This window comes from Exiguobacterium aurantiacum DSM 6208 (genome assembly GCF_000702585.1).
GTDB lineage: Bacteria > Bacillota > Bacilli > Exiguobacteriales > Exiguobacteriaceae > Exiguobacterium > Exiguobacterium aurantiacum.
On the sequence record NZ_JNIQ01000001.1, the window covers coordinates 2,705,001 to 2,727,001 of the forward strand.

Here is a 22,001-nt window from a genome sequence, read left to right on the forward strand (position 1 = left end):
CTACGAAAATGATTCGCCTTCTTTATAAAATTCTCCTGCCAATGAGGACGCGAACTTCTCACCACTCTATAGATAAGATATAGTAAAGACAGACATGGAGGGATTACAAGATGAAAAAACGGGGGAATAAAATCAACCGCGCCCGTAACGTGGCGTTACTGCTCATTTTTGGCGGCATCGGGGTCATGTATCTCGGACTGCTCGCTAAAAGTATCACCTGGCTGATGATTATATTCATGTTGCTCGGTTTCTTGATGGTGTTATCAAGTTCAGCACTTTACTTCATCATTGGAATGGCTTCGACGAAAGCGATCATCGTCACGTGCCCTAACTGCGAGAAAGAGACGAAGATGCTCGGTCGTGTTGATTTATGTATGCATTGCGATGAACCGCTCACGATTGACCGATCACTCGAAGGTAAAGAGTTCGACGAAAAATATAATAAACGTCAATCCCAGCCTCAAGACTAAAAAACACATCCCTCGCAAGGATGTGTTTTTTAGTGCGTATGCGTTTGTTCCGACTGGCACGTCGGGCACGTTCCGTATACTTCAAGACGGTGACGATCGACTTTAAAGCCGGTCAACTGAGAAGCGACCGCTTCAATTTCGTCAAGCACCGGGTAATTGAAGTCGACGACTTTACCGCACGTGTCACAAATGATGTGATAGTGGCGGGACGTGACAAAATCAAACCGGCTCGAGGCGTCTCCGTAATTCATCTCTTGGACGAGTCCGATGTCTTTAAAGACGCGCAAGTTGTTGTACACAGTGGCGACGCTCATGTTCGGAAATCGATCCGAAAGCGCCTTATAAATGTCATCCGCCGTCGGATGACTATGCTCCGTGACGAGGTACTCCAAAATGGCCTGGCGCTGAGGCGTCATTCTGACTCCATGTTCTCGGAGCGACTGAACAGCATGGTCAAGCATCTCGCTTCCCACGGCAATCCCTCATTTCTTCTATTAGAATTCATGCGAAATGTTAGTTAGAATTAACCTATTTCTTACATAGTAATCTTTATAAATAGTGTACTGATTTCTAAACCCTTCGTCAAACGTTGAGCTTAAGCGGTTGACGGCTATGATACAATAAATGCGAATTTGTAAAAGGAGGCAATACATATGTCCACATCACCTACTCGTGAAAAATCAGACGTGTTGTACCAAGACGCGCTGACCCATATCGTCGGCGGCGTCAATAGCCCATCGCGCTCATTCAAGGCAGTTGGCGGCGGAGCCCCGGTCTACATGGACCGTGGCGAAGGTGCTTATTTCTATGATGTCGACGGCAATCGTTACATTGACTATTTGGCTGCTTATGGCCCAATCATCACAGGACATGCGCATCCACACACCCATAACGCGTTGATGACCGCATCGGCGAAAGGACTCCTTTACGGGACCCCTCATGCGCTCGAAGTCGAGTTCGCCAAGAAACTGAAAGCTGCCATCCCATCGATGGATAAAGTCCGCTTCACCAATTCCGGGACGGAAGCCGTCATGACGACCATACGCGTTGCCCGCGCCTACACTGGACGCGAACTCGTCGTCAAGTTCAGCGGCTGCTATCACGGCCACTCAGACTTGATGCTTATCGCCGCAGGAAGCGGGCCCGCGACACTCGGTTTGCCGGATTCAGCCGGCGTCACGCGCGCGACCGCCAAAGAAGTCATCACCGTCCCGTTCAACGATGTCGACGCTTTCCGTGACATGATGAACGAATGGGGCGAACAAGTCGCCTGCGTCCTCGTCGAACCAATCGTCGGAAACTTCGGCATCGTCGAACCGAAACCAGGCTTCCTCCAAGCTGTAAACGACATCACGCATGAGCATGGCGCCCTCGTCATTTACGATGAGGTCATCACGGCGTTCCGTTTCACATACGGTAGCGCGCAACAAGTGTACGGAATCGAGCCAGACATGACGGCGCTCGGGAAAATCATCGGCGGCGGATTGCCGATCGGCGCTTACGGTGGGAAAGCCGAAATCATGGAGACGGTCGCACCGCTCGGACCGGCGTATCAAGCCGGGACGATGGCCGGAAACCCCGCTTCGATGGCGACCGGGATTGCCTGCCTTGAAGTGCTGGAGCAACCGGGTGTCTATGAGACGCTCGATGCCCTCGGAGCGCGTCTTGAAACCGGAATTCGCGAGGCAGCAAACACGCACGGTGTGACGATCACCCTCAACCGCTTGAAAGGGGCGCTCACGGTCTACTTCACAGACGAAATCGTCACCGACTATGACGGTGCGGAAAAGTCGGACGGCGAAGTGTTCGGCCGTTTCTTCAAGCTCATGCTCGAGAACGGCGTCAACTTGGCCCCTTCGAAATACGAGGCCTGGTTCTTGACGACGGAACATACGGAACAAGATATCGACGAGACGATCGCCGCGGTCAACCGCGCGTTCTCTCAGTTGTAAGCAAACGGAGATGCCGCGGCATCTCCGTTTTTTTAAAGGGATGGTCGAATCCAAAGCTGCTCGTAGCGCGGATGACCAAATATGTCGATCGGCACATCGCCGAGAAAGCTCGGGAATCGTCGTTCACGCGCCACATGATAGAGCGGGACGACATACGCCTGTTCGGTCACATAACGTTCGACTTCACGATGGAGACTAGGCCAGACGCCCAAATCGATTTGATGATAGCGATCCATCATGTTCCGGAGCGTCGCGTCTCCGCAGAGCAACTTTCCGACAAGCGATAACTCGCTCGTCATGAACGCCAGAAACGCCAAGTCGAGATCTTCATTCATCATCTCGCCACAAAGGATGATGTCGGCGCGCCGGAGCGTCTCTTCCTCGAACAAAGCTGACAGCGTATAGACGTCGATTTCCACCGTGAAACCTGCGGTCGTCAATTGCCGTGCGAGTAACATGGCGTCTTCCGTCGCCGTCGCGTAAGGCAAATGCAAGAGACGAATCGGACGTGCATCGACGCGGCCTCCCGCTTCTCGTTCCACTTCTAGACTCGCTTCCGGAAAAAATCCGTGGGCGACTTGATGCCGCTCCCCGCCTAGTGCGACGAGTGCCGCCTTATCAATCGTATGGAGAATCGCTCGCCGAACGTCCGGTGCGTCTTTCAACCAAGAATGTCTCATGTTGAAGACGGCGTAACGAGCTCCTGCTTCGGCGATCCATTTCACGAGGCGATGGTCGTCACGCATGCTCCATTCGGCATGGTCCACCTCCGAGAACGTCACGAACTCGACGACATCTAACGAAGGCCGAGGACGCAAGCCGCGATCGAACGCTCGGAAACGCGTGACGTCTTCGGACACACGTTCGAGTTTGAACGGTCCTGTCCCAACCGTTCCTTCAAACCCTTTATACGAAATCGAAGCGGGCGTCTGGGACAAGATTCGCTCGACGTAACCGCGATGCGCCGTTGTATGGATGTCGACGACATAAGGAGCAGGGGAGTCGACGCGCTCAATCGGAGCGAACAACCACCGTTGTTTGCCATATCGCAACAACCGGTTGAGTGAGTAGACGATATCGTTCGCCGAGAGCGACATCCCGTTATGGAACATCACTCCTTTCCGGATATATAAGCGAAAGCCGAAACGTGTCGTTTCTATATGATGGGCGAGCGATGGTCGGATAATCGCTCCGTCCCATTCGAACAAACGATCGAACAAATGACGAGCGAGCGACGCCTCCATCGCGATGTGGATGTCGAGCGGGTCGAGCGAGGCGAGCGCTCTCGTTCGCGGGAAGATGAAACGGTCCTCTTCCGTCTGTTCGAAACCGAAGCGCCCCCAGATGTGCGCCTGAATCTTTTCACGTAATAACGGCGGCCACTCCCATTCCAGCCATTTCGCCGCCTCGGCCATCGTGAGGCGGACGAACGAAGCTTCCACCCATTCCGTCAACGTCTGACCAAACGACGGCACGAACTGAATGATGGACTCATGTCCCCTTCCTTGGCCCGGCCGATATACGACCCACCCGGCCTGCGCCCACACTTTAATATCCCGCTTGATTTGCTTTTCACTATACCCCGTGGCGCTGACCGCTTCTCGTAACGTCACGTCTTGCTGATCCCGCTCGAGTGCGGAGCGATAAATGGCGACAAGCTTCGGATTCATCGGACTCCCCCCTTTAAAAGTGGACATCCCCACTTTATTTGTCTCTTTTTTCCAAGTGTAGTCCACGTTTAAAGTAGGTGCAAGGAGGTGCTCACATGAAATTTAAAGATTTTCCTACGAACGTCCGACTCCGACTTGTCTGCGGCTTTTTCATTCGCATCGTCGGTTCGGCGATCTTTCCATTTATGGCTTTATACTTTTCTGCAGAACTCGGTAAAATCGCAGCCGGGCTCATCATGACGTCTTTCGTCATCGTCGGGTACGTCACCGGCTTGTTTGGTGGGTACTTCTCGGACCGCTTCAATCGAAAACACGTCTTGCAAATCGGGCAAATCGCTCAAATTCTATGCTTCATCGGCATGACGGTCGCGATTCACCCGTCGAACAACTGGGCGCTCGCCGTCGCCGTCCTTTACTTCGGTCATGCGATTTCAAACGGATTGAACTATCCGGCGCTCGAGGCGATCGTCATCGACTCGATGGAAGAATCGAATCGAAAAGCGATCTATGTGTATGACTATTGGCTCGTCAACTTGGCCATCGCCGGCGGGGTCATGCTCGGTGGGTTGTTCTATCGCGATCACCGCTTCGCCTTATTCGTCGGGATGACGCTCGTCTTGCTGATCACGACAATCGTGTTACAACGTTTCCTCGTCGATTCGTATGCCGGCAACCGCTCCACGCCGGCGAACCCGATCGTCGGGGTCATTCAAAACTATCGCATCGCCTTGGCCGATCGTCGTTGGATGCTGTTCGTCCTCGGCAGCATGCTCGTCTTCTCGACCGAGTTTCACATGGCGAACTATATCGGTGTCCATCTGGCCGAGACGTTTCAGGAACGATTGATTGCAGGTGTCCCGTTTGATGGCGTCCGCATGATGGCGTTCATGCAACTCGAGAACACGCTCCTCGTCGTCGCCATCACGTTCGCCGTCACCGCCTTCGTCAAACGCTTCCGCGAGAAACATGTGTTCTTTATCGGTCTTGCATTATACGTCACCGCGTTCGCGGCCATCACGTCGATGAACTCATTTTTCATCTTGGCCGTCCTCGCCATCGTCTTCACACTCGGCGAGTTGCTCTATTCTCCGATTCGACAAGTGAAGCAAGTCGATTTGCTCGACCCGGAACGGCGCGCTTCGTACTTGGCTTTCGGGGGATTGACGTTCCACGGGGCAAAACTTGTGGCCGCTGCTGGCATCGTCGTCGGTGCGTTCATCGGTCCCGTCCTCATGAGCGGGTACATCTTCGCTTTCGGTGCCTTAGGGGGGTACTTGTATTACGTCTCCCTCTATAAGATGGAATCGGTCCGGAAACTGGCGGCATGACGTTTGAACTTTCGTTTGAGCGGTAACTAGCAAGAGAGAAGGAGGCGATTGTCATGCCAGCTATCGTTCTGTTCGACGGGGACTGCAACTTTTGTGACGCGAGTGTCCAATTCATTTTGAATCGCGATCCGAAAGGGAACTTCCATTTCGCATCGCTGCAAGCAGATACCGGGAAGATGTTGCGCGAACGCCATCGCATCCCTGACACGGTCGACAGCATTGTGTTGATCAAAGACGGGGTGCCTTATCTCAAATCTGATGCGGCGGTCCGGATTGCCGAAGGGTTAGACGGCTCATGGCGCTGGCTACGTTTCGTCCGCTTGATTCCAAAGCCGTTACGCGACCTCGGGTATGATGTCATTGCAAAGAACCGCTATCAATGGTTCGGAAAAAAAGAGACGTGCAAACTGCCCACACCGGAAGAACGCAGCCGATTTATCGACCAACAAAAGCCGCCGACTCCATGAGTCGACGGTTTTTTCAGTCCATACACGTTAAATACGTCCAATGGCAATCCGGCATCGGTTGTGCCATGAAACTAACGCCAAGGTCATCGGCTCGGTGGATCGTCGTCCACGGTGCTTCCCCGACGCGGAGGTACACTTCATGGTGCGGGGACTGCGTATGCGTCCCGGACAGCTTGAACGTCGCTTGATTTTTAAGATGCGCCACGATCGTGTATTTGATGTCCGGCGCGATGACGAGTGGATTGCCGACCGAGTGTTGCAGGCGGTAACTCACCTCGTTCGGCTCGATGTCAACGTCTTCGAGGTACACTTGATCGACCGAGGCGACGTCCTCCCCCGTCAGTTGATGCCTCGCATTGAACGCACGCGTGACACCGGCATCCTTTTTGATGGAGACGATCGGAATGTCAGCTAGCCCTTCCACTTTCACTTCCGTCCGTGTCCGATATTCAGGCGCATGGACGTTGTAAGGGCGACCGTCCCCCTCGAAATACGGATGTGGCGACAGCAAGTTCGGATTCTTCAAACGCGGGGGCCGAATGAACGTCTGTACACGGAGCTGAATCTCGTCAACCGTTGCCGTCTCCGGACGATGCGGACTGACGAGGAAATACATGATGTACAGCTCTTGGTTTCGGCGTGTATCCGTAGTGAACTCTTTGGCAAGCGACATCGCTTTGCCGACGGCATGAATGAGTCGGGTGCCTGGTTTTTGATCGTATTTGACGGGACGCAACGCCCGTACCTCGTATGCGGTCGGCGCCTCTAGCGGTGTCTCATCGATGTACCCGGTACCGACGACTTCCGCAATACGACGCCCTCGGCGATAAATCGCATACGTCTCGACGTCAGGAATCGGGTCCCACTGCAAGTACGTCCCCGCTTGCGACACGATCGCCGCCGTCAAATGGCGGTTCCAATATAACTCATCTTCCGGATTGACCGCTGCCGTGTACAGCTTCGCCTCTTCCCCAGCCGCGTTCGTGATGCGGTAAGCGACTTGTTCCCCGACCTTCGTGTCACGGTCGACATAATGATTGACCGACCCGTTGAAGACATCGATGCCGTTCCGCGTCACCGTCACTTCCCCTTCAAGCGACCATGACAGTTCCAATCCGTCACTGACCGGCTTCACCGTGATCAATCCATCCCCGTTATGCATAACATCATCCCCCTTTGTTCATGTCGTTTCCTCATTCCCGTCTACCTCATTCGGGAAACAAAAAAAGACTTCGAGTTGAACTCGAAGCCTCATTCGACGACAGCTAAATCTTGAATCATATACAGGTCGTAATACGCACCCCGGTGGCGCATCAATTCTTCATGCGTCCCGGTTTCCATGATTCGTCCGTTGTCGACGACGACGATCTTGTCTGCGTCCGTGATCGTCGAGAGACGGTGGGCGACGATTAACGTCGTCCGTCCTTTCGTCAGGCGTGCGAGCGAATCTTGAATCATCGCCTCACTCTCGAGGTCGAGCGCACTCGTCGCCTCATCGAGGATGATGATCGGCGGATGTTTCAAGAACACGCGGGCGATGGCGAGACGTTGTTTTTGTCCCCCCGACAGTTTGACCCCTTTCTCACCGACCGGTGTGTCGTACCCGTTCGGCAAGTTCGAGATGAACTCATGGGCGTTGGCTGCTTTCGCTGCAGCGATGACGTCCTCGTCTGACGCCTCCGGATTCCCCATCCGAATGTTCATCGCGACCGACTCACTGAACAGCACCGAATCTTGCATGACCATGCCGATTTGATCGCGGAGCGCGCGCAGCTTGAAGTCGCGCACGTCGACACCGTCGATCTTAATGCTACCGTCCGTGACGTCATAGAAGCGCGGAATCAAACTGACGAGCGTCGATTTCCCGCCGCCGGACATGCCGACGAAGGCGACCCGTTCCCCGGAACGGATGTGTAAACTCACGTCATGCAACGCGCGAGTGCCGTCCTTCTCATAAGCGAAGCTGACACGATTGAGCTCGATGTTTCCGGCCGTTTGGACCGGAACGAACGCTTGGCGTTTCTCTTCGATGTCATATGGTTCATCGAGAAATTCGAACACCCGGTCCATCGACGCGACCGATTGTGTGAGCGTCGTCGCCGAGTTGACGAGCCGTCCGAGCGGTGCATAGAGACGGTCGATGTAGGCGATGAAAGCGACGAGCGTCCCGAGTGATACGTCCCCTTGCAAGACGAGCCATGACGCCGTCGTGAAAATGAGGATCGGGGCGATGTCGGTGATCGTCGAGACGACGACGTACGTTTTCGCGTTCCATCCCGTATGACGGAGCGCCGCTTTCAGGAAGCCCCCGTTTTGCTCTTCGAACGCCTTGTTCTCATACGGTTCAAGCGCGAAGCTACGGATGACGGCCATCCCATTGACTCGTTCCGTCAAATGACCTTGAAGATCAGCGAGCGCCGCTGAACGTTCACGTGTCAAACGACGCAGGCGGCCGTAAAAGTAACGGACGGCAATCGCATAGAACGGGAGCGGCAAAATGGCGATGAGCGTCAGTTGCGGATCGATCGTATACATGATGGCAATGGCGATCAGGATCGTCACCATATCGAGCCAAATGTTCATGAGGCCGGTGATGACAAAGTCTTTCGTCTGTTCGACGTCGTTGATGATGCGCGAAATGATTTGACCTGTCTTGTTGTTCGAATAATAACGAAGTGATAATTTTTGCACGTGGTCGAACAAACGGTTCCGCACGTCAAACAAAATCCGTGTCGCCGCCCACTGTGCCAAGTATTGGCGCAAGTATTCGATTGGCGGTTTCAGGACGAGAAAGATGAAGAAGACGATGCTGAACAGCCAGACGAGCTCCGTGTAATCAGCCGCCGGGTCCGGGGTTGCCAAATAGTTATCGATGACATATTTATAAAGTAACGGTAATCCGAGCGGAATCGAAAATTTCAAAATTCCGACGAAGATGGTGAGCGCAATCTGTTTTTTGTACGGCTTAACAAATTGCAAATAACGTTTAATACTACCCATAATTCCTCCTTCAAGAAAAAAAGCGGAGATGAGTCATCATCTCCGGTAACGTGCTTCGTATTCGCGATACCATTCATCGACGAATGTTGGGTTGAACGGCCCTTTCCGTCCTCGAATCCAGTTGATAAGTTCTTGAACGTTCTGCTTCAAGATTCGATCAATCGCTTTCGGATAATTCATCTCGCGACGATGCCGCTCGTATTCATCCTCATCTAAAATCGTGTACGACATATCCGGGAACACCTTGATATCTAAATCGTAATCGATGTACTTGATGGCTCTTTCTGTCCCATCGAACGTTGTCGGCGAACCTAGATTACAGTAATAGTAAATCCCATCTTCGCGAATCATACAGATGACATTGAACCAAAACTCAGATGAAAAGTAGCAAATTGCCGGCTCTCGCGTTCTCCATTGCCGACCGTCTGACTCACTGACCATGATGCGGTCATTGAATCCGATCATATCCGTTTTTGACGACTGAAGGACGAGCGTTTCTTCCCAAACGCGATGCAAAGTTCCGTTGTGCTTGTAGCTCTGTATCTCGATCTTGCTACCTGCTTTGGGAAATAAGCTCATAAGCTCCTCCTTTCCGCTATGATGCTATACAATTCTCATATTTAATTATAGCGACTTTCAGAACCAATGAAAAAGGAAATCTCTTATTTTCACGAATTTAGTATGTTTTGGAATGCGGCGGCACGTGCTTTGAACATCGGACGTAGCACAAAGTATTCGACGAGCACAGACGGCACGTAACTGTCGAATGTGACTTCGTCGACCATGACGGCCTGTCCGGACTCCATTTCTACGCGATGAACGTGGCAAAAACGTCTGAACGGGAACGGCAATTTCACACCTTGGTCACAAAATGCCTGAGACCCGGTCAACGTGATGGCGCTATGCCACGGAAGTGCAACCGGACCGATTCCAACACGGAGCCGTACCTCATTCCCTTCCACTGTTGCCCCGTCCCCGAGAAGCGTCACTTGTGGAAACGAAGTCAACTCTGCCAACAAAGAGGCGTCTTGAAGCAACGTCCAAAGCGTCTCGGGTGACGCGTCGAACGCTGTCCGTACGTTAAACTGTCTCATCCCTCGCACCTGCCATCTGTTCTAATTTTTGTTGGGCGACCGACACGCTCACCACATCGCGCCCACTTTCATCGAGCCACACCCAGTCACCTTCTGGCAACGTCTCGATCTCGTACAAATCGAGATACCAGACGATGTGTGAAAACACGTGCTTCACTTGTCCAACGTAGGTTCCGTTAAACTGTTCCCCCGTTCCACGCTCCGTAAGCGGATATTGCCACATTCCTGCCAGAAGACCGGTATCAGGTCGCTTCACGTAAGCGGTCCGTCCATCACGGCGGCAAAGGAGCGCATCATACATCTCGATGCGGGCCGCCCCTTTTTTCGTTTTGACTGGGAGTTCATCTTGGACGTTATGGGTATAGGCATAACAGTGATCTTGGACCGGACAGAGCGAACACATCGGATTTTTCGGCGTGCATACCGTCGCTCCGAGTTCCATGACGCCTTCGTTGAAATCAGAGGCATGACTTGGGTCCATAAGCCGCCGTACGACTTGTTCGAACCGTTTCCGTGTCTTGGGAAGAGCGATATCATCGTAAATCCCGAATTGACGGGACATGACGCGCATGACGTTTCCGTCGACGGCCGGTTCCGGTTGATTGTAAGCGATGGAAAGCACCGCCCCGGTCGTATACGGACCGACCCCTTTCAACTTCTCAAACCGTTCCTTCTCCTCTGGGACGATGCCGTCATAGACGGCGACCACTTCTTTGACCGCTGTATGGAGGTTGCGGACACGAGAATAGTAACCGAGTCCTTCCCAATACTTGACGACTTCTTCGGACTCGGCTACCGCTAAGTCTTCGATTGTCGGGAAGCGTTCCATGAACCGGTTATAGTAAGGGATGACCGTATCGACGCGCGTCTGTTGTAGCATGACCTCGCTCACCCAAACCCGGTACGGATTTTTTTCATGTCGCCACGGCAAATCCCGTTTTTCACGGTTGAACCATGTCACTAAGTTTATGTTAAATTCATGAACATTATAATTTGTGAACAATTTATCAAGATCAAGCATTTTGTTTCCCCTCATTTTAAAAATATTGTATGATGTAATGGATCAGTTAACGCCGTTTTCATTTATGGAGGTGCTGAAGCACATTGGATACTGCTACTCACATTGGGATGGGGCTCGGCTTAAGTGCCCTAGCGACGCTCAGCCCGGAATTGTCCGGCGACGCACAGATGTTTCTCGCCATGACAGCGACCGCACTCGTCGGTTCGCACGCTCCGGACTTCGATACTGTCTTCAAACTTAAAGGAAATAGCACGTATTTGCGCCAGCACCGCGGTCGTTCACATGGAATCACCGCACTCCTTGCTTGGCCGATCATCGTCAGCGCGGTCATTGGGACTGTGCTTGGCGTCAACCCCGCCACTTTATGGATCATGGCTCAAATCGCGGTACTGTTACACGTCACCGTCGACTTGTTCAACGCCTACGGGACGCAGGCCCTCCAACCATTCTCGAAGAAATGGATTGGCTGGGGCGTCATCGGGACGTTCGATCCGTACTTGTTCTCGGCCTATTACGGGGCATATGTATTATGGCTCATCACAGGGGCGACTGTCCCGATTTTTGCATTGCTCATTGCGCTTGTGATCAGTTATTACGCTATCCAGTTCAAGTTGCGTAATCGCGCTTTGGCCACGGTGGCGCGCCACTTCGCCGGAGCCCATGAACTCTTCATCTCACCCGGGATCGGTTGGGACGACTGGCACGTCGCCGTCCGTTTCCGTGACGGATTAGGTGCCGTCAAAGTGAAGAAAGGGACAGTCATCGAATGCGGTCGTTTCCGTGACAAGCCGATGCCTGGAGAAGATGACCTTCATTTCGTCGAGGCGCGTAAAAATGCGGACCTTCAATCGTTTCTCGAGTTCTCGAAGATTCACACGTATACGGTCACACGCCATAACGGTATGATCGAGTATCGTTTCACGAACTTGCGTTATTTCTCGAAAGACATCTATCCGTTCGTCGCCGTCGTCATCGTCGACGAAGTGACGAACGAAGTGTTGTCGTCGTTCACAGGTTGGGTGTTCAGTGAAGAGAGCCTGCAAAAAAAATTGGCTTATGAATAAGAAAAAGTCGCTCCGCGGAGCGACTTTTTTTATGCCTCTGACTCCGTGAACTGGAGCTCGAAATCGAATTTCACTTTCTTATCGACGAGGACGCCGCCCGCTTCGAGCGCCTGGTTCCAAGTCAAGCCATAGTCTTCCCGGTTGATCGATCCATCCCCGGTGAAGGCGTGCTTCATGTTGCCCCACGGGTCCTTCGCGCTCCCTTCATACTCGACTTCGAACGTCTCTTCACGCGTCGTGCCGCGAATCGTCAAGTTGCCCGTCAACTCGAATTCACCACCGCCTTTTGAGCGGAACGACGTCGACTCGAACACGATGTCCTCGTGCTGTTCGACGTCAAAGAAGTCGCCAGACCGCAAGTGGTTGTCACGATCGCCATTGTTCGTGTCGATTGATGCCGCTTTAATCGTCACCTTCACACTCGCGTTCGCGAGATCATCCGGTTGCCCGTTCGCCTCGACGTGAAAGTCTTTAAACTCGCCTTTCACTTTAGAAATCATCATATGCTTGACGGTAAAGTTGATGGTGCTATGTGCCGGGTCGACTTGATACGTTTTTGCCATAAGTAGGTCCACTCCTTCAAATTTTGAATTCATTCTAGTATGGTGTTTACCACAAATCTTGACTTCAAAACATTTTATCGTAAATGTGACAAATTATTGTCGAAAAATTTTGACTTTTATCACAACTACCCGTTAGGATGAAAAAGGGAGCTATTTGCTTACTTGAAAATGTAAGCGCATACATGGATTCCCGATACTTTACGGAAAAGGGAGGAACGACCATGATTTATGAAGTCCCAAACTCGACAGGCACGAAAGTACACTTTAAAGACCGCTATGAGAACTACATCAATGGCAAGTGGACTGCGCCTGCCGGGGGAGAATATTTTGAGAACACCTCTCCGGTAAATGGTAAAGTTTTATGTGAAGTCGCCCGTTCGACAAAAGAAGATGTCGAACTCGCTCTAGACGCAGCCCATGCGGCCAAAGAGTCGTGGGGAAAAACATCGGTCACCGAGCGAGCCGTCATTTTGAATAAGATTGCCGATCGTATGGAAGAGAATCTTGAGATGCTCGCTTACGCGGAGACGTGGGAGAACGGAAAGGCCGTTCGTGAGACGCTCAACGCCGATCTTCCGCTCGCGATCGATCATTTCCGGTACTTCGCAGGTGTCATCCGCTCCCAAGAAGGCGGTATCAGTGAACTCGACAACGACACGGTCGCCTATCATTTCCAAGAACCGCTCGGCGTCGTCGCTCAAATCATCCCGTGGAACTTCCCGATTTTGATGGCCGTCTGGAAAGTCGCACCAGCCCTCGCCGCCGGAAACTGTATCGTCTTAAAACCAGCCGAACAGACGCCGTCTTCCATCATGGTGCTCATGGAATTGATTGAAGATTTACTTCCGCCGGGCGTCTTAAATATCGTCAACGGGTTCGGGCTAGAGGCCGGGAAACCGCTCGCCTCGAGCGACCGCGTCGATAAAGTCGCGTTCACAGGTGAGACGACGACAGGTCGCCTCATCATGCAATACGCGTCACAAAATATCATCCCGGTGACGCTCGAACTCGGCGGCAAATCACCGAACATCTTCTTCGCCGATATTATGGACGCAGATGACGACTTCTTTGATAAAGCGATTGAAGGACTCGTCATGTTCGCGTTGAACCAAGGCGAAGTGTGCACGTGTCCGTCACGCGCGCTCATCCATGAGTCGATTTATGAGCCATTCATGGAACGCGTCCTTGAACGTGTCAAAGCCATCAAGCTCGGCAACCCGCTCGACCCTGACGTTATGATGGGTGCCCAAGCCTCAAATGAGCAGCTCGAGAAAATCTTGTCGTACCTCGAGATCGGTAAATCAGAAGGTGCCGAGTGCCTCATCGGCGGCGAGCGCAACGTGATGGATGGTGAGCTCGCGGACGGTTTCTACGTCCAACCGACAATCTTCAAAGGCCATAACAAGATGCGCATCTTCCAAGAAGAAATTTTCGGACCGGTCCTCTCGGTGACGACGTTTAAAGACGACGCCGAAGCAATCGCCATCGCCAATGACACGCTTTACGGCCTCGGCGCCGGTGTGTGGACACGTGACATGAACCGGGCTTACCGCTTCGGGCGTGACATTCAAGCGGGCCGCGTCTGGATCAACTGTTACCATCAATATCCGGCGCACGCTGCGTTCGGCGGCTACAAGATGTCAGGAATCGGCCGTGAGAACCATAAGATGATGCTCAGCCACTATCAACGGACGAAAAACATGCTCGTCAGTTACAGCGAACAAAAACTCGGGTTCTTCTAAGATGGTGAATCGCGTCGAGGCCACCCCCGCCACGCTCGCGCTTCTCGATCGACTGAAACAAAAGCATGGACCGCTTCTATTTCACCAGTCCGGCGGATGCTGTGACGGAAGTTCACCGATGTGCTTTCCCCAAGGTGAATTTCTCGTCGGAGATCACGACGTCTTACTTGGCGAAATCGGGGGGTGTCCGTTCTATATCCACGAGAAGCAATATGATTATTGGAAGCATACGCAACTGATCATCGACGTCGTCGATGGCAGAGGCGGCATGTTCTCCGTCGAAGGCGTCGAAGGGAAACGGTTTTTAAGCCGTTCGCGTGTCTTCACAGACGAGGAGCGGGCCGAGCTGCAACAGTTGTGAAGATCCTTTTACACCAGCCATTTCAACAGATGGCTGGTTTTTTCATTATTTTCTTTTTCACTTTTAAAATTCTGATTCCCACTCCATCTTAAAAACAACTCTCTCATTTCTCGCCATCTTGTATAGTGAACATAGACAAGAAGGGAGCATGACGATGAGCCAATTATTGAACGACGTTCTCGGAAGTATATTCATCTCGTTACTCAGTTTCGCCGCCCCACTTTTTTTGATTTGTGGGACGATCGTGTATTCGAAAGTAAAGCGGTATAAGCAAAGTCAATATTATACACAGACCGGCCATCGCTACATGAAGGTCGTACAAGATATCGGGTTGTATGGCGAATATCGGTGCGTCGCTGAAATCGAGGCACGTCGGCTCGCCCCGCTCATCTTGACGAACCTATACTTACCTCATCCAACAAAGCGAGACCGCACGACAGAAATCGATGTAGTGTTCATCGACGAAAGTGGAATCCACGTCATCGAGTCTAAAAATTATAGCGGTTGGATTTTCGGACGAGAGCAGGACAGACAATGGACACAAACGTTATCCAATCGGAAGAAGTTCAAGTTCTACAATCCAATCAAACAAAACGAGCTCCACGTGCGGGCAGTCGAGCAAGCGCTCCAACTCGACCGGAGCTACTTACATTCTTGGATTGTGTTCAGTGACCGGTCGACGTTGAAACATATTGAATCGTCGACCGTGCCTGTGTTGAATCGTAAAACATGGGCGAAGCAGATGACGACCTCGCTTGAACCTCGATTGACAGCTGCCGAACGAATCGAGTTTTACGAACGACTCCTGCCTTATATGAACGCGAGTACTGAAGTCCAAGCAGCGCATATCGACGCCATCCAACAGCACAAGTCGCCGGTCGGTTAACGTTACCATGATCAAACCTCATGAAAAAGTCCCACTCACATTTTGAGCGGGACTTCTCTTATTTACTCTGCATTTTGAAGCGCAAGTACAACTCGTTGTAGTACGCGTTCATACGTTTTCCTAAGTTTTCATACACCTCAAGCTCGTCCGTCACATCGCTCGATGGATAGAAGCGCTCGTCCGAGACGACTTCTTCATCCAAGAATTCGAGCGCGGCATCGTTCGGTGTCGAATAGCCGACGTAGTCGGTATTGCGTGCAGCGACCTCGGCATCGAGCATGAAGTCGATGAATTGATGCGCCCCTTCGACGTTCTGGGCCGTACTTGGGATGACGAGGTTGTCGAACCAGAGATTCGTCCCTTCTTCCGGGATGACGTACGTTAACTCTTCGTTCTCGTACATGATCTCCGAAGCGTCACCGGACCAGACGACGGCAGCCGCCGCTTCCCGGTTCGCCATGAGCATCTTGATCTCGTCCCCGACGATCGCTTTAATGTTCGGCCAAAGCGTCTCAAGTTTCTTCTCGGCCTCGAGCAGTTCGTCTCGATCGGTCGTGTTGAGCGAATAGCCGAGTGAGTTGAGGCCGAAGCCCATTACTTCACGCGTTCCGTCCGCCAGTAAGATGTCGTTCTCGAGCGGCATGTCCCACAAGTCGTTCCACGACGTAATCTCACCGTCGACAAGTTCCGGGTTATAGACGATGCCGACCGTTCCCCAAAAGTAAGGGACCGAATATTTATTTCCCGGGTCAAACGACTTGTCGAGGAAACGCGGGTCGATGTTATCGAAATTTTCAAGCTTACTGTAATCGATCGGGATGAGCAAGTCATCTTCAATCATTTTGCTGATGGCGTAATCCGATGGGACGGCGATGTCGTAGGCCGTTCCGCCTTGTTGGATTTTCGTGAGCATCGCCTCGTTCGAATCGAACGTTTGATAGATAACTTTCAAACCGGTCTCTTCTTCAAACTCATCAATCAACTCTTCATCGATGTAATCACCCCAGTTGTAGACGACGAGCGTATTGTCCCCGCCGAACCCCTGAGCCATGTTGATTTGATAAATCCAAAACAAGATCCCGAAACTGACGACGACGGGCGTCGTCAACATGATGACCAATTTTTTCATCGTCTTACCTCCTTCGCCCCACGTCGTGCGAGTACGTAATACCCGATGACGAGCAGGAGCGTGAACAAGAACAGAAGCGTCGACAAGGCGTTGATCTCAAGCGAGATGCCTTGACGGGCCCGCGAGTATACTTCGACGGCAAGTGTCGCGAAGCCGTTACCAGTGACGAAGAACGTGACCGCGAAGTCATCGAGTGAGTACGTGAGTGCCGTGAAGAACCCGGCGAAGATGCCCGGCGTGATGTACGGCAAGATGACTTTCGTGAGCACATCCCACGTGCTCGCCCCGAGGTCGCGTGACGCATCGATGAGCGTCGGGCTCATTTCTTGCAACTTAGGCAAGACGAGGATAACGACAATCGGGACCGAGAAGGCGATGTGTGCCAACAGTACCGAATAGAATCCGAGTTGGATGCCAAGCATCGTGAACAAAATCAAGAACGACGCCCCGATGATGACGTCCGGACTGACGATCAACACGTTGTTGAGCGAGAGAAGCGACGTCTTCGTATACTTTTGTTTCGCCGTGTAAATGGCGAGCGCCCCGATGACACCGAGTATCGTCGAGATCGTCGCCGAAAGCAACGCAATCACAATCGTGTTCAAAACGATGACGAGGAGACGCGTATCCGTGAAGAGTGACGCATACCATTCGAGCGTGAATCCTTCGAATCCGCTCATCGTGCCGCCACTGTTGAACGAATAGACGACCAAGTAGAGAATCGGCGCGTACAGAATGAAGAACACCGCCATCAAATACAAGTTGGCCAATTTGATTTTTTTTCGTTTCATCGGCGCACCGCTCCTTTCGCACCCCAGTCACGCGTGATGACCATGACGAGCACCATCGCCAAAATTAAGAACACGGCAATCGTCGAGCCCATGCCCCAGTTTTGTGTGACGAGGAATTGTTGTTCGATTGCCGTCCCGAGCGTGATGACACGGTTCCCGGCGATGAGGCGTGTGATCATGAAGAGGGACAGCGCCGGGATGAAGACGATTTGAATCCCGGATTTGACGCCGTCGAGCGTGAGCGGGAAGATGACACGACGGAACGTCGTCCAGTTCGAGGCCCCGAGGTCGCGCGATGCATCGACGAGCGACGGTGGCAACTTCTCGATGGCGTTGTAGACGGGCAAAATCATGAACGGGATGAAGATATAAACCGAGACGAACACAAAGCTGAAGTCCGTGAACAAGATTTGCTGTGTCCCGATTCCAATCGCCTCTAAAAATTGGTTCGTGATGCCGTACGTCCCAAAGATGCCAAGAAACGCATAAGCTTTCAACAACAGGTTGATCCACGAAGGCAAGATGATGAGCAGAAGCCATAGTTGCTTATGCTTCGTCTTCGTCAACAAGTAAGCCGTCGGATAGCCGATCAGGAGCGAGAAGAATGTAATTAAGAACGCGTACCAAAACGACGACAACGTCATCGTCAAATACGTCGACGTGAAGAAGTTACGATAGTTCTCTAAACTTAAGTTCCCTTCGATATCAAAGAACGAGTAATACAAGACAAGGAACAGCGGTGCGATGACGAACAAGGCGATCCACACCCAATACGTCGTCAAATAGACCGTCTTCGCCGTTTGACTAGTTCGATTCATGGGCGACCTCCTCGTACGATTCGAGGCGACGGTCAAACTCTTCCTCCGTCTCCCCTAGGCGCATGACGTGAATCGCTTCCTCATCGAACGTGAGTCCGATTTTGGAGCCGACGACCGACTTTTTCGTCGAGTGGACGAGCCATTCGTTCCCTTCTTCGTCATAGCAGCAAATCTCGTAATGGACGCCACGGAACAGCTGTGAATCGACATCGACGACGAGTTTTGCCGCGTCAGTCGACGTCATCTCCAAATCTTCGGGGCGGATGATGACTTCGACGTTCTCATTGCGGTCGAACCCTTTGTCAACACAGTCGAACGTCTTCCCGGCGAACGTGACGACGTTGTCCTCGATCATGAGGCCCGGCACGATGTTTGATTCGCCGATAAAGTCGGCGACGAAGCGGTTGATCGGTTCGTCATAAATATCGGTCGGCGTCCCACTTTGAACGACCCGTCCGTTGTTCATGACAAAGATCTCATCCGACATCGCGAGCGCTTCTTCTTGGTCGTGCGTGACGAAAATGAACGTGATGCCGAGACGTTGCTGGAGTTCACGGAGCTCATATTGCATTTCGGTGCGCAATTTCAAATCGAGCGCCGAGAGCGGTTCATCGAGCAAAATCACTTCCGGCTCGTTGACGATGGCACGCGCGATGGCGACACGTTGGCGCTGTCCACCTGACATCTCATCGATTTCTCGCGTCTCATAGCCGACCAAGTTAACGAACTTGAGCGCCTGCTCGACTTTCGTCTTGATGTCGGCCTCCTTCATCTTCTTGATGCGAAGACCGAAGGCGACGTTCTCGAACACGTTCAAATGAGGGAAAAGTGCATAGTCTTGAAACACCGTGTTCACTTGACGTTTATTCGCCGGTACGTCATTGATCCGCTTTCCGTCAAAGTGAATGTCTCCATTGGAAGCCTCGACAAACCCGGCGATCAGCCGGAGAATCGTCGTCTTTCCGCACCCGGACGGCCCGAGCAACGTATAGAACTTGCCTCGCTCAATCTCAAAACTGATGTTCTCTAAGACGACGGTATCGTCGTAGCGTTTCGACACGTTATCAAAACGGATAATCGTCTGTTCGTTCATGTCATTTCCTCCTTATTCATAAATATGAATGTGTCGCGACGACTAGACATTCGGTCACGTCCTCGTAATCGTTGACAAGTTGGTGCGCGTCCGACGCGACATAGTAAAGTGTTTCACCGGCTTTGGCAAAATACGTATGGTTCCCAAGCTTCAAAGCGACGCGTCCCGATAACACATAGACGAACGTCTCCGAGCGAGAAGGCTCGTAACGCTTGAACTCACCGTGTCGGGCGAACGTCAGTAAAATCGGCTCCATCTCTTTCTCATTCGATTCCGGAATCAGCCACTCGGTCCGGTATTTCCGTTCCTCGTCGGTATAGACGGTCCGGTCGTCCTCCGTGTAGACGACTTTTTGAAAGATTTCTTCATCGAAAAACTCTTTCGGGGAACAGCCTAATACTTCTAATAAGTCAAAGAGTGTCTCAAGCGAAGGTGAACTCAAATCCCGCTCGATTTGAGAGATGTACCCTTTGCTCAAATCGGTTCTTTCCGCCAACTCTTCTTGCGTCAATCCGTTTTTGACACGGAGACGCTTCATTTTTTGACCGACTTCCAAGTCGCGTTCCTCCTTTCGACTTTGCGGCAAGTTTAGTGAAAGATGATTCCAACTAAAGAAAGTTTATAAATACTTAACTACAAAGCAAACAAATAGCGCCTTTTATTATAACCAACTGTAACACGTTTGCAAGTAAAAAATCACGCCGATGTGGCGTGATTTTAATGGATGTCTCGTTTTGACATCAGATGCTTAAATTTCTCGTTTTTCGTTTGGAACAAATGCAGCTGAGGACCGTACGCATCGATTTGTTGGACGACGTACTGAAACGATTTCGCCTCCCCCGGATACGGTTCCCCGGCGCGGGCAAGCGTCGTTTCAAAATCCTCCCACAGCACTTCGACCCACGTCAACGCTTCAAGCTCGCTGAGGACATCGTTCTTTTCTTTTAAAATTTTGGCCAGACGCTCATATTGCTCAGACCGGTTCATGGCGTCACCTCCGACAGCTCAGAGAGCGGAATCGCATGCTCCATCACTTCGCCTTCAAACGTCCCCCATCCCATGACGCCGTTGACGAATTTCAAACGGAATGGGCGTTCGTTATAGTTGACGATATACGTCGTTCCTGGTTTGAACGACTTCGGATCGACCAAATAGCTTTCCGCGATGGCGATGCGACGCAACACGACCTCAATCTCGCTCACCATCCCCATTTGCTCGGCTTTGCGTTTCCGTTCATGGAGCGCCCGAATCTCTTGTTCGAGCTCATACTTCGATAAGTCACTCAATCGTTTTTCCATTTCGTTCACCTCACTTGTAGCGTATCAGATTTTCCAAAGAAAAGAAAAAGGCGAAACTGAAACGATGTTCAGTTCGCCTTGAAGTTGTATAGCGGTTTGATCACTTGGTCGATCGTCACCGCCGGTTCGATATAGCGGACGATTTCTTTCATCGATTTATAGACGAATGGCGACTCGTCGAGCGTCGACGGTCGAACAGATGTCGACCAGACGCCTCTCATCGTCTGTTTGAACTCATTGAAATCGACTCGTTTTCGTGCCGCCGACCGAGACATGACACGTCCCGCCCCGTGCGGTCCCGAGAAGTTCCAATCCGGGTTGCCTTTTCCGGTACAGATGAGGGAGCCGTCGCGCATGTTCATCGGGATGATGACGCGCTCTCCGTCTTTAGCCGAGATGGCCCCTTTTCGAAGAATCATCGCCTCGTGGTCGATGTAGTTGTGCACGGTGTCGAATTGATCGACGACGTTCCAGTTCATCGCCTCGATAATAACATCCGTCATGGCGAGACGATTGGCCGCCGCGTACTGTTGCGCGATGCGAACATCATGCATGTAATCGGCCATCGCGTCTCCTTCGACGTACGCGAGGTCACGGAACTTCGTGCGAGCCGCCTTCTCTTGCTCGAGGTACGACGCGATATCACGTTCCCGGCCAGCCGCTTTCAAACGTTCAATCTCCTGTTTCACGTCCGCCGTCCCCATCATCTGTTCGATGGCCCGCTGTTGATAATGATTGGCGATTTGAACCCCGAGATGACGTGAGCCGGAATGGATGACGAGATACGTCCGTCCCCCGTCCTCATTCACTTCAATGAAGTGATTGCCCGAACCAAGTGTCCCGACGGAGCGCAAGGCGCGGTCGAGTTTGAACGGGGCGCGTACTTCTTCCAATGATAGATCGTCCGCATAAGGGTGCGCCGCTTCTCGAATATTCATCCCGCTCGGTACGAGTTGACGGATGACATCATCTAATCGTTGAAAATCGATCCGCTTCACCTTGATCTCAGTGCAGAGCATCCCGCATCCGAGGTCCACGCCGACGAGGTTCGGCACGACTTTATCGTGTATCGTCATCGTCGTCCCGACGACCGAACCTTTGCCGGCATGCATGTCCGGCATGATTCGAATCGTCGCTCCTTTCGTGAACGGTTGGTCGACGAGCGTCTGCAGCTGTGACCGCGTCATATCATCCATCCGTTCATTGAACACTTTGGCTTGATTATACTTTCCGATGATCTCCATACGTTCTCCT

The 22,001-nt window shown here is 52.1% G+C and carries 24 protein-coding genes; 8 read left to right on the forward strand and 16 right to left on the reverse strand.

All coding sequences use genetic code 11. The annotated features are described in order from the left end of the window. Positions 1-110: 110 nt before the first annotated feature. On the forward strand, positions 111-470 hold the full coding sequence (locus P398_RS0114250) for a YgzB family protein (RefSeq protein ID WP_029335857.1): 360 nt from the start codon (positions 111-113) through the stop codon (positions 468-470). A gap of 29 nt (positions 471-499) precedes the next feature. Here the strand turns inward: P398_RS0114250 and perR are convergent, their stop codons facing one another. Beyond that, a complete protein-coding gene (gene perR, locus P398_RS0114255; RefSeq protein ID WP_167601166.1) occupies positions 500-931 on the reverse strand; it encodes a peroxide-responsive transcriptional repressor PerR in 432 nt (143 codons plus the stop codon). Between the two features lie 192 nt (positions 932-1,123). On the opposite strand from perR, the gene P398_RS0114260 reads away from it, so the two are divergent. Further along, positions 1,124-2,422: a glutamate-1-semialdehyde 2,1-aminomutase gene (locus P398_RS0114260; RefSeq protein ID WP_029335858.1), complete on the forward strand. Its 1,299-nt coding sequence runs from the start codon at positions 1,124-1,126 to the stop codon at positions 2,420-2,422. Positions 2,423-2,454: 32 nt separating this feature from the next. On the opposite strand, the gene P398_RS0114265 is transcribed toward P398_RS0114260, so the two are convergent. Then, positions 2,455-4,092: an ABC transporter substrate-binding protein gene (locus P398_RS0114265; protein ID WP_029335859.1), complete on the reverse strand. Its 1,638-nt coding sequence runs from the start codon at positions 4,090-4,092 to the stop codon at positions 2,455-2,457. 95 nt (positions 4,093-4,187) lie between these two features. On the opposite strand from P398_RS0114265, the gene P398_RS0114270 reads away from it, so the two are divergent. After that, a complete protein-coding gene (locus P398_RS0114270; protein ID WP_029335862.1) occupies positions 4,188-5,420 on the forward strand; it encodes an MFS transporter in 1,233 nt (410 codons plus the stop codon). A 53-nt stretch (positions 5,421-5,473) separates the two neighbouring features. Then, positions 5,474-5,887 (forward strand): thiol-disulfide oxidoreductase DCC family protein, encoded by a 414-nt coding sequence (locus P398_RS0114275; protein ID WP_029335864.1) that lies wholly within the window; start codon positions 5,474-5,476, stop codon positions 5,885-5,887. A 13-nt stretch (positions 5,888-5,900) separates the two neighbouring features. Here P398_RS0114275 and P398_RS0114280 read toward each other — a convergent pair whose 3' ends face one another. The 5 genes from P398_RS0114280 to mutY form a co-directional block, all read right to left on the reverse strand. Beyond that, positions 5,901-7,049, reverse strand: a complete 1,149-nt coding sequence (locus P398_RS0114280) for a DUF3238 domain-containing protein (protein WP_029335866.1) — start codon at positions 7,047-7,049, stop codon at positions 5,901-5,903. 89 nt (positions 7,050-7,138) lie between these two features. Beyond that, complete coding sequence (locus tag P398_RS0114285) at positions 7,139-8,887, reverse strand: ABC transporter ATP-binding protein (RefSeq protein ID WP_029335869.1); 1,749 nt, start codon at positions 8,885-8,887, stop codon at positions 7,139-7,141. Positions 8,888-8,923: 36 nt separating this feature from the next. After that, positions 8,924-9,466, reverse strand: a complete 543-nt coding sequence (gene ntdP, locus P398_RS0114290) for a nucleoside tri-diphosphate phosphatase (RefSeq protein WP_024372403.1) — start codon at positions 9,464-9,466, stop codon at positions 8,924-8,926. An 89-nt stretch (positions 9,467-9,555) separates the two neighbouring features. After that, entirely contained in the window at positions 9,556-9,981 is a 426-nt protein-coding gene (locus P398_RS0114295; RefSeq protein ID WP_029335870.1) for a hypothetical protein, read from the reverse strand. Continuing rightward, positions 9,968-11,002, reverse strand: coding sequence for an A/G-specific adenine glycosylase (gene mutY / locus P398_RS0114300; RefSeq protein ID WP_029335872.1), 1,035 nt, complete (start codon positions 11,000-11,002; stop codon positions 9,968-9,970). The genes P398_RS0114295 and mutY overlap by 14 nt, the downstream gene beginning before the upstream one ends. Before the next feature lie 83 nt (positions 11,003-11,085). Between mutY and P398_RS0114305 the strand changes: the two genes are divergently transcribed. Then, positions 11,086-12,066, forward strand: coding sequence for a metal-dependent hydrolase (locus P398_RS0114305; protein WP_029335873.1), 981 nt, complete (start codon positions 11,086-11,088; stop codon positions 12,064-12,066). Between the two features lie 29 nt (positions 12,067-12,095). Here P398_RS0114305 and P398_RS0114310 read toward each other — a convergent pair whose 3' ends face one another. Next, positions 12,096-12,629 carry a YceI family protein gene (locus tag P398_RS0114310; protein WP_024372399.1) on the reverse strand — a complete coding sequence of 178 codons (534 nt, stop codon included), beginning with the start codon at positions 12,627-12,629 and terminating at the stop codon, positions 12,096-12,098. 221 nt (positions 12,630-12,850) lie between these two features. Between P398_RS0114310 and exaC the strand changes: the two genes are divergently transcribed. From exaC to P398_RS0114325, 3 genes are all read left to right on the forward strand, one after another. Then, positions 12,851-14,371: an acetaldehyde dehydrogenase ExaC gene (gene exaC / locus P398_RS0114315; RefSeq protein ID WP_024372398.1), complete on the forward strand. Its 1,521-nt coding sequence runs from the start codon at positions 12,851-12,853 to the stop codon at positions 14,369-14,371. A 1-nt stretch (position 14,372) separates the two neighbouring features. Next, entirely contained in the window at positions 14,373-14,732 is a 360-nt protein-coding gene (locus P398_RS0114320; RefSeq protein ID WP_024372397.1) for a DUF779 domain-containing protein, read from the forward strand. Between the two features lie 154 nt (positions 14,733-14,886). Further along, on the forward strand, positions 14,887-15,618 hold the full coding sequence (locus P398_RS0114325) for a nuclease-related domain-containing protein (protein ID WP_024372396.1): 732 nt from the start codon (positions 14,887-14,889) through the stop codon (positions 15,616-15,618). Between the two features lie 58 nt (positions 15,619-15,676). On the opposite strand, the gene P398_RS0114330 is transcribed toward P398_RS0114325, so the two are convergent. From P398_RS0114330 to P398_RS0114365, 8 genes are all read right to left on the reverse strand, one after another. Further along, entirely contained in the window at positions 15,677-16,747 is a 1,071-nt protein-coding gene (locus P398_RS0114330) for an ABC transporter substrate-binding protein (protein ID WP_029335874.1), read from the reverse strand. Further along, positions 16,744-17,538 (reverse strand): ABC transporter permease, encoded by a 795-nt coding sequence (locus P398_RS0114335; RefSeq protein ID WP_029335876.1) that lies wholly within the window; start codon positions 17,536-17,538, stop codon positions 16,744-16,746. Before P398_RS0114335 ends, P398_RS0114330 begins: the two co-directional genes overlap by 4 nt. Further along, complete coding sequence (locus P398_RS0114340) at positions 17,535-18,356, reverse strand: ABC transporter permease (protein ID WP_024372393.1); 822 nt, start codon at positions 18,354-18,356, stop codon at positions 17,535-17,537. The genes P398_RS0114335 and P398_RS0114340 overlap by 4 nt, the downstream gene beginning before the upstream one ends. After that, positions 18,343-19,449 (reverse strand): ABC transporter ATP-binding protein, encoded by a 1,107-nt coding sequence (locus tag P398_RS0114345; RefSeq protein ID WP_029335878.1) that lies wholly within the window; start codon positions 19,447-19,449, stop codon positions 18,343-18,345. The genes P398_RS0114340 and P398_RS0114345 overlap by 14 nt, the downstream gene beginning before the upstream one ends. Positions 19,450-19,465: 16 nt before the next feature. Next, entirely contained in the window at positions 19,466-20,005 is a 540-nt protein-coding gene (locus P398_RS0114350) for a helix-turn-helix domain-containing protein (protein WP_029335880.1), read from the reverse strand. Between the two features lie 161 nt (positions 20,006-20,166). Further along, on the reverse strand, positions 20,167-20,436 hold the full coding sequence (locus P398_RS0114355) for a YfhJ family protein (protein WP_024372390.1): 270 nt from the start codon (positions 20,434-20,436) through the stop codon (positions 20,167-20,169). Next, positions 20,433-20,747 (reverse strand): YfhH family protein, encoded by a 315-nt coding sequence (locus P398_RS0114360; protein ID WP_024372389.1) that lies wholly within the window; start codon positions 20,745-20,747, stop codon positions 20,433-20,435. The genes P398_RS0114355 and P398_RS0114360 overlap by 4 nt, the downstream gene beginning before the upstream one ends. A gap of 68 nt (positions 20,748-20,815) precedes the next feature. Then, positions 20,816-21,991 carry an RNA-splicing ligase RtcB gene (locus tag P398_RS0114365; protein ID WP_029335881.1) on the reverse strand — a complete coding sequence of 392 codons (1,176 nt, stop codon included), beginning with the start codon at positions 21,989-21,991 and terminating at the stop codon, positions 20,816-20,818. Positions 21,992-22,001 lie beyond the last annotated feature (10 nt).

Excerpts from the sequence above, each read along its gene's own strand:
- P398_RS0114250 (WP_029335857.1), top strand. The coding sequence starts at position 111 with ATGAAAAAACGGGGGAATAAAATCAACCGCGCCCGTAACGTGGCGTTA.
- perR (WP_167601166.1), bottom strand. The coding sequence starts at position 931 with ATGCTTGACCATGCTGTTCAGTCGCTCCGAGAACATGGAGTCAGAATG.
- P398_RS0114260 (WP_029335858.1), top strand. The coding sequence starts at position 1,124 with ATGTCCACATCACCTACTCGTGAAAAATCAGACGTGTTGTACCAAGAC.
- P398_RS0114265 (WP_029335859.1), bottom strand. The coding sequence starts at position 4,092 with ATGAATCCGAAGCTTGTCGCCATTTATCGCTCCGCACTCGAGCGGGAT.
- P398_RS0114270 (WP_029335862.1), top strand. The coding sequence starts at position 4,188 with ATGAAATTTAAAGATTTTCCTACGAACGTCCGACTCCGACTTGTCTGC.
- P398_RS0114275 (WP_029335864.1), top strand. The coding sequence starts at position 5,474 with ATGCCAGCTATCGTTCTGTTCGACGGGGACTGCAACTTTTGTGACGCG.
- P398_RS0114280 (WP_029335866.1), bottom strand. The coding sequence starts at position 7,049 with ATGCATAACGGGGATGGATTGATCACGGTGAAGCCGGTCAGTGACGGA.
- P398_RS0114285 (WP_029335869.1), bottom strand. The coding sequence starts at position 8,887 with ATGGGTAGTATTAAACGTTATTTGCAATTTGTTAAGCCGTACAAAAAA.
- ntdP (WP_024372403.1), bottom strand. The coding sequence starts at position 9,466 with ATGAGCTTATTTCCCAAAGCAGGTAGCAAGATCGAGATACAGAGCTAC.
- P398_RS0114295 (WP_029335870.1), bottom strand. The coding sequence starts at position 9,981 with ATGAGACAGTTTAACGTACGGACAGCGTTCGACGCGTCACCCGAGACG.
- mutY (WP_029335872.1), bottom strand. The coding sequence starts at position 11,002 with ATGCTTGATCTTGATAAATTGTTCACAAATTATAATGTTCATGAATTT.
- P398_RS0114310 (WP_024372399.1), bottom strand. The coding sequence starts at position 12,629 with ATGGCAAAAACGTATCAAGTCGACCCGGCACATAGCACCATCAACTTT.
- exaC (WP_024372398.1), top strand. The coding sequence starts at position 12,851 with ATGATTTATGAAGTCCCAAACTCGACAGGCACGAAAGTACACTTTAAA.
- P398_RS0114320 (WP_024372397.1), top strand. The coding sequence starts at position 14,373 with ATGGTGAATCGCGTCGAGGCCACCCCCGCCACGCTCGCGCTTCTCGAT.
- P398_RS0114325 (WP_024372396.1), top strand. The coding sequence starts at position 14,887 with ATGAGCCAATTATTGAACGACGTTCTCGGAAGTATATTCATCTCGTTA.
- P398_RS0114330 (WP_029335874.1), bottom strand. The coding sequence starts at position 16,747 with ATGAAAAAATTGGTCATCATGTTGACGACGCCCGTCGTCGTCAGTTTC.
- P398_RS0114335 (WP_029335876.1), bottom strand. The coding sequence starts at position 17,538 with ATGAAACGAAAAAAAATCAAATTGGCCAACTTGTATTTGATGGCGGTG.
- P398_RS0114340 (WP_024372393.1), bottom strand. The coding sequence starts at position 18,356 with ATGAATCGAACTAGTCAAACGGCGAAGACGGTCTATTTGACGACGTAT.
- P398_RS0114345 (WP_029335878.1), bottom strand. The coding sequence starts at position 19,449 with ATGAACGAACAGACGATTATCCGTTTTGATAACGTGTCGAAACGCTAC.
- P398_RS0114355 (WP_024372390.1), bottom strand. The coding sequence starts at position 20,436 with ATGAACCGGTCTGAGCAATATGAGCGTCTGGCCAAAATTTTAAAAGAA.
- P398_RS0114360 (WP_024372389.1), bottom strand. The coding sequence starts at position 20,747 with ATGGAAAAACGATTGAGTGACTTATCGAAGTATGAGCTCGAACAAGAG.
- P398_RS0114365 (WP_029335881.1), bottom strand. The coding sequence starts at position 21,991 with ATGGAGATCATCGGAAAGTATAATCAAGCCAAAGTGTTCAATGAACGG.